Below are 10471 nucleotides of genomic sequence, written 5' to 3' on the forward strand. Positions count from 1 at the left end.
ACAAAAAACACCCCCCCCTGACCGCGTTTCCGCAGGTCAGAGGGGTGCGAAGTGAGTGGAGCCTAGGAGATTCGAACTCCTGACATCTGCCTTGCAAAGGCAGCGCTCTACCAACTGAGCTAAGGCCCCGGGTCACCGTCGGGGACCAGAGTACCGGGTACCCCCCGGGTTCTTCCAAAAGGATAGGGACTCCCCCGGAACGACCACGCTCCGTAAGATGCTCGCAAGGTTCGCAGCAGCGAAGCCGCAGCGATGGGGAGACGCCATGGACGCAGCGCAACAAGAGGCGACGGCAAGAGCCAGAGAGCTTCAACGCAGTTGGTATGGAGAGCCGTTGGGGGCGCTCTTCCGTCGGCTGATCGATGATCTCGGCCTGAACCAGGCCCGGTTGGCCGCTGTTCTCGGGCTCTCCGCCCCCATGCTCTCGCAGCTGATGAGCGGCCAGCGGGCCAAGATCGGGAACCCCGCGGTGGTCCAGCGCGTACAGGCGCTCCAGGAGCTGTCGGGCCAGGTCGCGGACGGCAGTGTCAGCGCGGGCGAGGCCACCGACCGGATGGAGGAGATCAAGAAGTCGCAGGGCGGGTCCGTCCTGACCGGCACCGGCCAGACCACCTCGACCGGCGGTGCTCCCACCGTCCGCCGCGTGGTCCGCGAGATCCAGTCCCTGCTGCGGTCGGTCGCGGCGGCCGGCGACATCATCGATGCCGCCGACGCCCTCGCCCCGACCCACCCGGAGCTGGCAGAGTTCCTCCGGGTGTACGGAGCGGGCCGTACCGCGGACGCGGTCGCGCACTACGAAGGACACCAGAGCTAGCCGATCGCAAGCACGACGGCACAGCCGCAGGACGACGGACCAGGGCCTCGCGCACAGCCGGGGCCCCTGGTCCCCGCAGAAGCCGCGGCGACAACGGAAACGGGGAGCGGGCGCAGCGCAATGGGTGAGGTTTTCGCCGGTCGGTACGAGCTGATCGATCCGATCGGGCGGGGTGGGGTCGGCGCCGTCTGGCGGGCCTGGGACCACCGGCGCCGCAGGTACGTCGCGGCCAAGGTGCTCCAGCAGAGCGACGCGCACACGCTGCTGCGCTTCGTCCGCGAGCAGGCGCTGCGCATCGAGCACCCGCACGTGCTGGCCCCGGCCAGCTGGGCCGCCGACGACGACAAGGTCCTGTTCACCATGGACCTGGTGAGCGGCGGCTCGCTCGCCCATGTCATCGGCGACTACGGCCCGTTGCCCCCGCGCTTCGTCTGCCTGCTGCTGGACCAGCTGCTCTCCGGACTCTCCACGGTGCACGCCGAAGGGGTGGTGCACCGCGACATCAAACCCGCCAACATCCTGATGGAGGCGACCGGTACGGGCCGGCCGCATCTGCGCCTGTCCGACTTCGGCATCTCGATGCGCAAGGGCGAACCCCGGCTGACCGAGACCAACTACGTGGTCGGTACGCCCGGTTACTTCGCCCCCGAGCAGATGATGGGCGCCGAACCCGACTTCCCCGCGGACCTGTTCGCGGTCGGCCTGGTCGCGCTCTACCTCCTCCAGGGCCAGAAGCCGGACGCGCAGGCTCTGGTGGAGCACTTCGCCGCGCACGGCACCCCGGGCGCTCCCGAGGGCATTCCCGAGCCGCTGTGGCAGGTTCTCGCCGGTCTCCTCCAGCCCGACCCGCACGCCCGCTTCCGTACCGCGACGGGCGCGCGCAAGGCCCTCACCGCGGCCGTCGAGATGCTGCCCGAACCCGGCCCGGACGACGAGCCGGTGGAGGTGTTCGACCAGATCGGGCCCCTGCCCGAGGGATTCGGCCCCGACGGGCCCGTCACCACCCCGCAGGAGGCCCCACAGCCTCGGTCCGGGCAGACCCCGTCCGGACAGACCCCGTCCGGTCAGCAGGCCTCCGCCCCGCCCCCCGTATCGATGTCGGAGACGGGCAGCTTCCACCTCGCACCCCCGCCCGCGGCCCCCAGCAACAGCCCTACCCGCAGCCGGGGTTCCAGGAGCAGCCGGCCGCACCCTCCGCCGTCGACGCGCCGCCCGCGTACGCCGCCGACGCGCCGGACCCCTCCCGGGCGCCGACCTCCGGCGTACCGCACGATCCCTCCGCCACCCGCCCCTACACCGCCCAACACCAACAGCACCAGCAGCTCCCGCCGGTGCCGGCCCCTCCGGTGCAGCACGCGGCACCCCACCCGCCCGTACGGCGAACGCGCCCGGGACCGCCCCCGAAGGTGGCGGTCCCGGTGCTGGTGGTGGCGCTGATCTGCTTCGCGGTCGGCATCTGGGCCCTCACCCAGGTCTGACGGCTACCAGCCCCGCGGCGGCGGCTGATAGCCCCCACCAGCCGCGGGCCCGGCGGCCGGACCGGCCGCCGCGCGGCGGCGGGCCAGCAGCGTCCAGACACCCAGACCGAGCACCAGCACCGACCCCGTGCCGATCCCGGCCGCCGCGACCACGGTCATCGGACCGCTCTTCGCGGCCTGCTCGGCGTTCTGCCCCTTCCGGGCCACTTCCCGGTCCTGGTCGGTGACGCCGAAGACCCCGGCGTCACCGTCGTACGGGGATTCCTCGGCCCGGTTCTTCACCTGGACCGACAGTTCGAACGGGATCGGCTCGGCGCCGTAGGAGTCCTTCAGCTTCGGGCTGAGGGAGACCGAGAGGTAGTACCAGCCCGCGAAGCGCATGGCGCTGACCTGGGACGAGGAGTCGAACCGGTTGCGGTAGGCCACCGGCGGCAGCGGCCGCAGGGACGCGGACGCGGGGCCTCCGGAGTACGAGAGGGTGGCGTCGGAGACCGGCCCCTGGGCGGGGTTGGCCAGCGCCAGGGTGAGCGCGCTGCCCACGAACTCCGTGGTGGCGCTCGTGCTGTTGGAGAGCCCGGCGGTGGCGTGGATCTGCTGGCCCCAGTCCACCGGCACCCGGAAGAAGCGGGTCTGCCCCGGGGCGACCGTGTCCTGCCAGCGGCCGTTCTCCAGGCTGGTGGCCTCGGAGAACCCGGACCCGCCGGACCGCTTCTGCTGCTTCCCGGTCAGTGGCTTCGCCGAGGCCGAGGGCCAGCTCTCCGGGGCTTCGGTCGGCATGGACGTACCGCTCCTGAGCCTCGGCTCCTGGAGGAAGCGCAGTTCCAGGTCCCAGGCCTCCGGGCTGGAGCCCGCCTTGCTCTCCCGCTCGACGAGGACGTCGTACGGACCGCCCTCCTGGCAGCTACTGCCGCCCTCCTTGACGGCCCGGGAGGCGTACGCGGTGATGGGACGGGCGTACGCGCCCGGGCCGAAGTTCGCCCGCCCCGCGTCGCACTGGGTGTTGTCGGTCTCCCGGAGGCTGATGCTGATGCCGTCGCCGTAGGCGACCGCGCCGCTGTCACCGGGCACCGCGACCGCCGAGACGTAGGCGGCGGAGACATCGTCCAGCGTGACCCGGTAGTAGAGCTTCTCGCCCGGCTTGATCGTGCTGCGGTACGGAACGCCCTCGTCCAGCGTGGACGCCTCGACGTTGGTCACCGCGCCCTGCACGTTCTTCGCGTCGGGGTCGAACGCGTACACCCCGGGGCCCGCCGCGTGCGCCTGCCCCGGCAGGACCACCGCCGCGCACATCGCCGCGAGTGCCGCGGCCGTCACCCGGCCCCTGTTGCGCTGCCTGTTCACGCGCTTCCCCTCGTCGTCCTCACTCACCGGTACCCCTCGGCCGCCCAGCTGCCCGACGCCCCGACCGCTCAGCCGCAGCGGCCCCTGCGGCCACGACTGCCGCGACCGCGACGGCGGACGAGGAGGGAACCTCCGGCCGTGGCGACCAGGGCGCCCGCCCCGGCAGCGGCCGCGATGCCGGTCCATCCTGCCCCGCCCGCACCGCCGCTGTCTCCGGCCACAGCCGCATTGCCCCTCTTGCCCCTGTTCCTCCCCTCGCCCTCCCGACCCGGACCGGCGCACCGCGCTCGGGGCCCGCCAACTCGCCGCCGAGGACGGCGACCCGCAGCACCACACCGGACCGCGGCTTCTCCGCGATCTCGGCGGCCCGCGCGCGCAGCGCCGGGGCATGCCCCCCGCTGCCCACGCTGCCGCCACCGGCCCCGGGCTGCCCCGCGAACCGGTAGCTGTCGGCGGTCAGTTGAGCGGCGCGCTGGAGTTGGCGGGCCGGCGCGTCGGCTTCGTGGGCGTCGCTGTGACGGCCGTTGCCCGCCGCGGCGACGCACTCCCACTGCCGGCTGCCCACCGGTGCGAGCGTCACGGCCGCGACAGGAAGCGCGCCCGCCGCCAGGGGGAGAAGCGACACGCCGCCCCCTGCCTCCCTGGCGCGGCTCGACGCTGATGACGCGTCATCACCTGGTGCGCCCTCAGTCATGAAGCCGGACCTCCCGCCAGGCCCTTTGCTTCAGCAAGTCAACAATTCGCTCCGGTGAATTCAGGGGTGGTGCGTCACGGGCCCGCCATAGCGAAAGAGGCCGACGCGTCAGCGCCGGCCCCGGACAGCACGAAGCCCCGGCCGCTCAGCGACCGGGGCCCGTAACAGACTGTGTCGTCTCACACACCCGAACCTGCGGGCACGGAGTCGGTCGCCTCCGTCCACAGATCCTGCTCGGCGCGATCCGCCTGGATCTGGCGGTACACGAGGAGCCCGCCGATGGCGGCCAGTGCGACCAGGAGAAGCTTCTTCACCGCGCGACCTCGTCTTTCCTTGGCGTAAGGGCCTTATGTCGCCGACTATACACACCGGCCGATACCGATCGGTGACCTGCCCGGACCCCCGTGACACCCCCTCCACGGTGTCGGAAACCACCTCCCGACGCCCCCTTCACGCCGCCCGGGAGGGCCTGTCCAGCCCGGTTGCACCATACGAGTGGTGTTAATCCGAAGATCGGCGCAGAGCGGGCGTCGCTCCTCGGAATCGCGGCCGGGATCCACATGATCGGAGGAGTCAGCAACCGGACCGTCCGAAAGCGAGGGGCCATGAGCACCTTCAAGCCCAAGAACCTCTGGACCGCCTTCATCACCGCCTTCTTCGCCCTCCTGGCGTCGCTGGGCCTCGCCACCGCCGCGGCGAGCACCGCGAACGCCACGAACGCCGCCGCGCAGCCGGGCCCCACGACCCACGAGCACACGAGTGCCACCGCGGCAACCCCGATCGCTCCCTCGGTCCGATGGACCCTTCCGCGTGACCGGGCCCTTCCGCCCACGATGAAGCAGCGCATCCGGGCCGAGGCGCACGGCTCCTCCCCGGCCACCCGCCACCTGTCGCTCGACCCCGCGCAGACCGCCCGCACGACCGCACAGAGCGGCTCCCACCACACAGCCCCGGAAGGCGACTCCCCGGCTCCGCCCCCCTGACCTCGGCGGTCCACCGCACTCCGGGGCCCCTGGTCCGGTTCACACCGGCCGGGGGCCTTTTCGTGTGCCCCGGGGCCTCTCCCGTACGTCCAGAACGCCGACGAGCGGCACACCACAGACCGGACGACCATGGAAGGAGCCGGCGCCCCGCCGAAAGGACCCTTCGATGAGCTCTCGTGGCAGTACCCTCGCGGCCCTCGGCGCCGCCTCCGTGCTCCTCATGGTCACCGCCTGCGCGGCGGCCACCTCGCCCGATACGACGTCGAGCCCCGGCAGCGCCGTACCCGCGGCGGCGACGACCACCGACCCGGACGTGGGGGCCCCGCCGGGCGCGGAGATTCTGGGCCGGGCCGCCCTCGGAGAGCCGTTCGAGCTGACCATCGGTTCCTCGGACGAGGCGCGGCCCGAGGAGTTCGAGATCACCGTCGAGGACGTCACCTGCGGCGAACCGCTGGACCCCAAGGTCCTGGCGCACGACTCCCTGAGCGCACCGACAGAGCCCCCGACACCGGAGGACGGGAAGCAGTTCTGCGTGGCCCGCATGGAAGTGCTCAACGTGGGCAAGGGCGAGGCCAGATGGACCGCCGAGGACACGGTCACCCTCAACGTGGGCGACATCGCCTACAGCCAGACCCGGAACGACGTCCAGCTCACGAGCGCCTACGAGGAGTACTGGTACGACCAGGGGAAGCCCCGGCCCTCGTTCGGTCTCAACCCGGCGAGCAAGGGCCCGGTGAACGCCGTCTTCCAGATCCCCACCGCCGACGAGCCCACCAGCCTCTGGTTCGCGGCCGCCAGATGGCTGGAGCTCACCGGCCCCGAGCCCGGCTACCTCGTCCAGCTCCGCGACACCACCCAGAGCTGACCCCGCCCATGCGAAAGGCCCCCCACCGTCTCCGGTGAGGGGCCTTCAGTCTGGTGGGGCTAACAGGATTTGAACCTGTGGCCTCATCCTTATCAGGACCCGGCCCTATATAGGGGACAAGCCCAGGTCAGGCGCATGGCCTCCTGACCTGGCCCTACCTCGATCTACATCGACAAGCATTCGTAGAACCCTGCCCGGCTTGCCTCGGTGCCGGGGTACCTCTGGGGTAGCTATGGGGCACAGGGAGAGCCACGCTGGCCAGCTCCCGATCACCGAAGCCTGTAGGCATCCAGAATCACTTCCTCGTCCGGCACCGGACCTCCAGAGAACACGCTGTACGGGCCCTCGTCCCCCACCGGGAAAGCGCCGCGATACTCCGAATAGAAGTCGGCGGGAGAGACCTCCAAGTCGATCTCCTTCGGGAACGGCTTCTTCAGCATCCCCAGTTCCCCCGCCTCAAGGTGAAGGTCGCACGCGGGGCATTCGAAGACGAAGGGGGTCATCAGCACTGTGTCAGCCGTCTCAGAGCTGCTCGTCTCGCCACTGAGCCAGCCCTGTGAGTCGCAGGCGGGGCAGGCCGCCGACTCATCGTGCTCGATGTATCCAGGTGAGGTCACGTTCGCAATTGCCGCCAGCACGAGGGCGCGGTCCTGCATGCTGAAGTGTCCATAGCGCTCGGAGAAGATCTGCCGGGCTCTCGCGAGCTTGCCCTCCAGGTGAACACGCGCCTCCTCGACCTGTATGTCCAGCAACTTGTCGTGCAGCCCCTGATATTGGCCCCAGAAATCGCCGAGAGGTGGAAGCACCGGAAGCAGGCTGTCAGCCATTCGCAGACAGGTAGTGAAGACGGCATTGACCTGCTCTTCGTCGTGAAAGGCCGCGTGCGCAACGCCGTTACGAGCCTCAGCAAGCGGCAGGAGCTCCTGGCGGGAGACGGGCATGCCACCCTTCAAGATCCCCGCAACTCGGACATAGGCCTCGACGAGTCCGATCGTCTTGGCCTGGCTGCGGGGTCCGGAGGCGTGGGCCCCGTGTCCCGTCGCGTGAAGCAGCGAGCTGAAGTCTCTGCCTTCCACGATCAGCGCAGGGTGGAGGTGGGCCAGATACGCCTTGAGGAGGTGCTCAGCCGCCACACCAGCGTGGTGGACCGCCATGTCCTTCGTCATGGGTCCGTCGGAGAACGCCGTGAACGCGGCGGTCATCCACTTCTTCGAGGAGTACCAAAGTCGCTGAGCGTCCTTATTCATGACCTGGAGAGTAGAGTCCCAACTGCGTGGTGAGGGCTCCATTTTCGGAACTTACGCCACCAGGCGAAGCGGCTTCTTCGCACCTGACCTCCCCGGCTTCTTTTGCTCCAGGGCGGCTAGCACCTGACCGGCGAAGTCGGCAGCGGCGTGGGTGTAGAGCCAGGTGACCTTGCCGGCGCGCTCATGCCCAAGGACCTCCTGCACGATCACCTCCGGCACGCCGCGGTCGTGGAGCCGCGACGCATACGCATCGCGCTGGTCGTGGAAGTCCGGCCAGTAGTCGGTTCGTTCCTTCTCCACCTTCCGCATCCGGCCAGTCTCCGGGTGCGGCTCCTCGGCCCAGTACTTCTTGACCTTCATCCGCGCAACCCCGGCCGCCTTGATCGCCTTGATCCACAGCCGCCGGAACGCAGACCGGCGGATCGGTGCCCGATACGGCTGCCCCTGACGACTCTTCTTGTTGCGGCCGTGGAATACGAGCTCGTTCTCGCGGAGGCCGTCGACCGGCTCGGAGACGGCGGTACTCGCGTCCGGCTCCTCCGCGAAGAGTTCGCGCAGGACCCTGCACGCCAGCCCGGTAAGCGGCACGGTGCGCAGGCCAGCGTCAGACTTCGGGTACGCCTTGCGCTTGATCTTCCCGCGCACCTCCGTGAGCACCTCCCTTACATGCAGGCGCCGGGCCTTGAAATCGACCCAGCACCAGCGCAGACCGGCCAACTCACCCCACCGGAGTCCAGTCTCCTGGGCAACGATCTGGAGTGCGTGCATGTAGTCGGGCAGGTTCGCGCGGATCAGCCAGAGCTGCGCGTACGTGGGCGGCCGCCGGTCCTCGGGGTGCTTCTTCTTCACCCGGGGGAGCTTCACGCCCTCCGCCGGGTTGAAGGGGAGGCGCCGGTCGAGCTTGGCGGCCTCCAACATCCGGTCGAGGATCTGGAACGCTTTCACGACTGAGGACGCGGCGAGCGGCCCCCCGTTGGCGTCGTGCAGGCCGTTGACCCAGGTCTGGATGCCGAGCCAGCTGAACTCGTACAGCTTCGTTTTGCCCCAGTGCGGCTCGATGTGGTTCCGGTAGCTCCGACTGTCTCGGTCGAGAGTGGTTTCCTCGCCGGTTTGCGTCGGCCACCACAGGCGGTGCCAGGCGCACAGGGTGATCTCGGAACGGGCAGGGTCGACCCATGTCCGCTGACGCATCTCGGTGCGGACTTGCTCCAGGAACTCGATGCCCGCGGTCTCTGTGGGCCAGTTCTTGCTGCGGCCCTTGCCGGTCGGGTCTGTGTACCGGGCCTCCCACGATCCGGCGTGCTCCTCGATCGGAACCGGGGTGCGCGGATTGCGGGGGTACTTCTTGAGGCACGGCGGGCACCCGCACTTCATCGACGGGTTGGGGCGCGGGTTTCGTGGTGCGGTCGTCGTCTTGGTGGGCACGGCGTACTCCTGATCAGAGCGGGCCGGCGGCGATGGCGTTCTGCGGGATGGTGATGGGGTCACCGCAGAAGCAGGTGAGTCCGCCGCCGGGTGTGGTGGGTGCGCCGAGGTCCGCCAGGAGCGCCGCGAGTTCTCTGATCAGGGTGTGACGGTGGGTGCCCCCTTGGACAGTGATGGTGATCTCGTCCGGGTCCCAAGTTGCGGTGTCCGACTGGGCGTTGTCGGCTACGGCGATGAGAGTGCACACAGATATCCCCAGGGCTCGCATAGGTGCGGTAGCCGCTACGGGAGGACAGCGGAGGTTGAAGATTACATCTGTGTGCGGATGTGGTGTAGGTGTTTCGTCATATGCATTCGGAAGAGCGAATTCCCCCTTGGATTAGGCAACCCTCATTTACTACGTTGAGGCACGAGCCGCCCCGAGCATGACCTCGGCAGTCTCAATGAGCGTGCGCTGAGCCCTCCGAGGGAGCTGACGGTAGATCTCCAGGAGGCGCTGCTCCCGTTCCTCATCGGTCGGGCCCGGGATCGGGCGCCCGGAGGCCTGGAAGAGCTGGCGCGGTGTCACCTCGACACCCCACTCACGCATCACGTTTCCGATCGCGCGGAGGTCGTCCGGGTTGATCCGACTGGTCCCCCTGGTGCGATTCATCCAGGCGTTGAGAGTGGGGTACTTGATGCCGGCGGATTCCGCCAGTTCCTTCTGCGACCGGTCGCCCGCCTCTTCGAGGAGGCGGGTGAGGAGTGCTGCCAGGTCCTCGCCGGTGGGGGCGGGGTCCTCGGCGGCGCGCACATGGTCGCCGGGGTGGTTCGGGCCTGTAGTCACACAGCGCAGAATCCCGCATCTGCATCTACATCCGCAAGTAGATCCCAGCACGTTGACCCGTATTTGACCGCGCACCGGCGCACCTACATGACCCCCGTGCGCCCCCCTTGAGCTTGCCCTCGCCCTCGGTGAGCCCCTTGACGAAATCTACATCTACATTGCAGACTGTAGATAGCGCAGGTCAGCAAGGTCTGCGGGACCCCTATTCGGCCATGCGCCGGAGGATCACCATGCGACGACTGGACAAGGGAGCCCCGCTCCGCGCCGCCATAAGGGCGGCCGGGCTGGACATCCCGCACCTCGCCGCCCGAACGAAGGAGCTGGACCCGACGGGCCGCGGACTGAGCCCCGCGTACGTCGGCTTCATCGCCGGGACCGGCAAGAGCGCCCGCGAGGACTGCTCCCAGCGGGCCGCCGAGCTCATCGCCCAAGCCCTCGACCAGGAGGTCACCGCGCTCTTCGAGCCGGTCTTCTTCACGGTCGTGGAATCTACATCTACAAGCAGATCGACCGTCGAGGTTTCCGGAAAGTCGGCGGCGCGGAAGGCCGCACCGCTGCCGGAGCAGCTGCTCGACCAGCGCGAACTGTCGCACTTCCTGCGGAAGTCGCCGAGCTGGATCGACGCACAGATCAAGGCCGCGCGGGACGCGGGCCGGCAGTGGCCGGGCCTGCACTACGTCGGCCGTAGTCGGCGCTTCGACGCCCACGCGGTCCTGGCGGGGCTGCGCGAGCAGCGCACCCAGGTCTCCGCCTGACACACCGCGGGGTCGCCCGCACCGCCAAGTACCGGACGACCCC

General features: G+C 69.5%; 11 protein-coding genes, 1 tRNA gene and 1 pseudogene. 5 read left to right on the forward strand and 8 right to left on the reverse strand.

Translation table 11 applies throughout. The features are described 5' to 3' along the window. Positions 1-56: 56 nt before the first annotated feature. Positions 57-129, reverse strand: a tRNA-Ala gene (locus CCZ36_RS16640). 136 nt (positions 130-265) lie between these two features. On the opposite strand from CCZ36_RS16640, the gene CCZ36_RS16645 reads away from it, so the two are divergent. Then, positions 266-814 (forward strand): helix-turn-helix domain-containing protein, encoded by a 549-nt coding sequence (locus CCZ36_RS16645; protein ID WP_069735713.1) that lies wholly within the window; start codon positions 266-268, stop codon positions 812-814. A gap of 120 nt (positions 815-934) precedes the next feature. Further along, a pseudogene (locus CCZ36_RS16650) lies at positions 935-2292 on the forward strand (serine/threonine protein kinase). Positions 2293-2295: 3 nt separating this feature from the next. Here the strand turns inward: CCZ36_RS16650 and CCZ36_RS16655 are convergent. The 3 genes from CCZ36_RS16655 to CCZ36_RS16665 all read right to left on the reverse strand — a co-directional run bounded on the left by CCZ36_RS16655 (position 2296) and on the right by CCZ36_RS16665 (position 4641). After that, a complete protein-coding gene (locus tag CCZ36_RS16655) occupies positions 2296-3633 on the reverse strand; it encodes a hypothetical protein (protein ID WP_128819549.1) in 1338 nt (445 codons plus the stop codon). A 19-nt stretch (positions 3634-3652) separates the two neighbouring features. After that, positions 3653-4258, reverse strand: coding sequence for a hypothetical protein (locus CCZ36_RS16660; RefSeq protein WP_128817975.1), 606 nt, complete (start codon positions 4256-4258; stop codon positions 3653-3655). A 248-nt stretch (positions 4259-4506) separates the two neighbouring features. Continuing rightward, positions 4507-4641 (reverse strand): DLW-39 family protein, encoded by a 135-nt coding sequence (locus CCZ36_RS16665; RefSeq protein ID WP_003958712.1) that lies wholly within the window; start codon positions 4639-4641, stop codon positions 4507-4509. A 291-nt stretch (positions 4642-4932) separates the two neighbouring features. On the opposite strand from CCZ36_RS16665, the gene CCZ36_RS16670 reads away from it, so the two are divergent. Next, positions 4933-5310, forward strand: a complete 378-nt coding sequence (locus CCZ36_RS16670; protein WP_069743614.1) for a DUF6344 domain-containing protein — start codon at positions 4933-4935, stop codon at positions 5308-5310. Between the two features lie 166 nt (positions 5311-5476). Beyond that, a complete protein-coding gene (locus tag CCZ36_RS16675; protein WP_128817976.1) occupies positions 5477-6175 on the forward strand; it encodes a hypothetical protein in 699 nt (232 codons plus the stop codon). 269 nt (positions 6176-6444) lie between these two features. On the opposite strand, the gene CCZ36_RS16680 is transcribed toward CCZ36_RS16675, so the two are convergent. The 4 genes from CCZ36_RS16680 to CCZ36_RS16695 form a co-directional block, all read right to left on the reverse strand. Next, positions 6445-7422 carry a hypothetical protein gene (locus CCZ36_RS16680; RefSeq protein WP_206515737.1) on the reverse strand — a complete coding sequence of 326 codons (978 nt, stop codon included), beginning with the start codon at positions 7420-7422 and terminating at the stop codon, positions 6445-6447. Positions 7423-7473: 51 nt separating this feature from the next. Next, positions 7474-8847: a tyrosine-type recombinase/integrase gene (locus CCZ36_RS16685; RefSeq protein ID WP_128817977.1), complete on the reverse strand. Its 1374-nt coding sequence runs from the start codon at positions 8845-8847 to the stop codon at positions 7474-7476. A 13-nt stretch (positions 8848-8860) separates the two neighbouring features. Beyond that, entirely contained in the window at positions 8861-9094 is a 234-nt protein-coding gene (locus CCZ36_RS16690) for a hypothetical protein (RefSeq protein ID WP_237302679.1), read from the reverse strand. Positions 9095-9244: 150 nt separating this feature from the next. Next, entirely contained in the window at positions 9245-9673 is a 429-nt protein-coding gene (locus tag CCZ36_RS16695) for a helix-turn-helix domain-containing protein (RefSeq protein WP_128817978.1), read from the reverse strand. Between the two features lie 230 nt (positions 9674-9903). Here CCZ36_RS16695 and CCZ36_RS35080 point away from each other — a divergent pair, with 230 nt between their 5' ends. Continuing rightward, positions 9904-10428 (forward strand): hypothetical protein, encoded by a 525-nt coding sequence (locus CCZ36_RS35080; RefSeq protein ID WP_206515738.1) that lies wholly within the window; start codon positions 9904-9906, stop codon positions 10426-10428. The last annotated feature ends 43 nt before the right edge of the window (positions 10429-10471 follow it).

This window comes from Streptomyces sp. S063 (assembly GCF_002832675.1).
GTDB lineage: Bacteria > Actinomycetota > Actinomycetes > Streptomycetales > Streptomycetaceae > Streptomyces > Streptomyces sindenensis.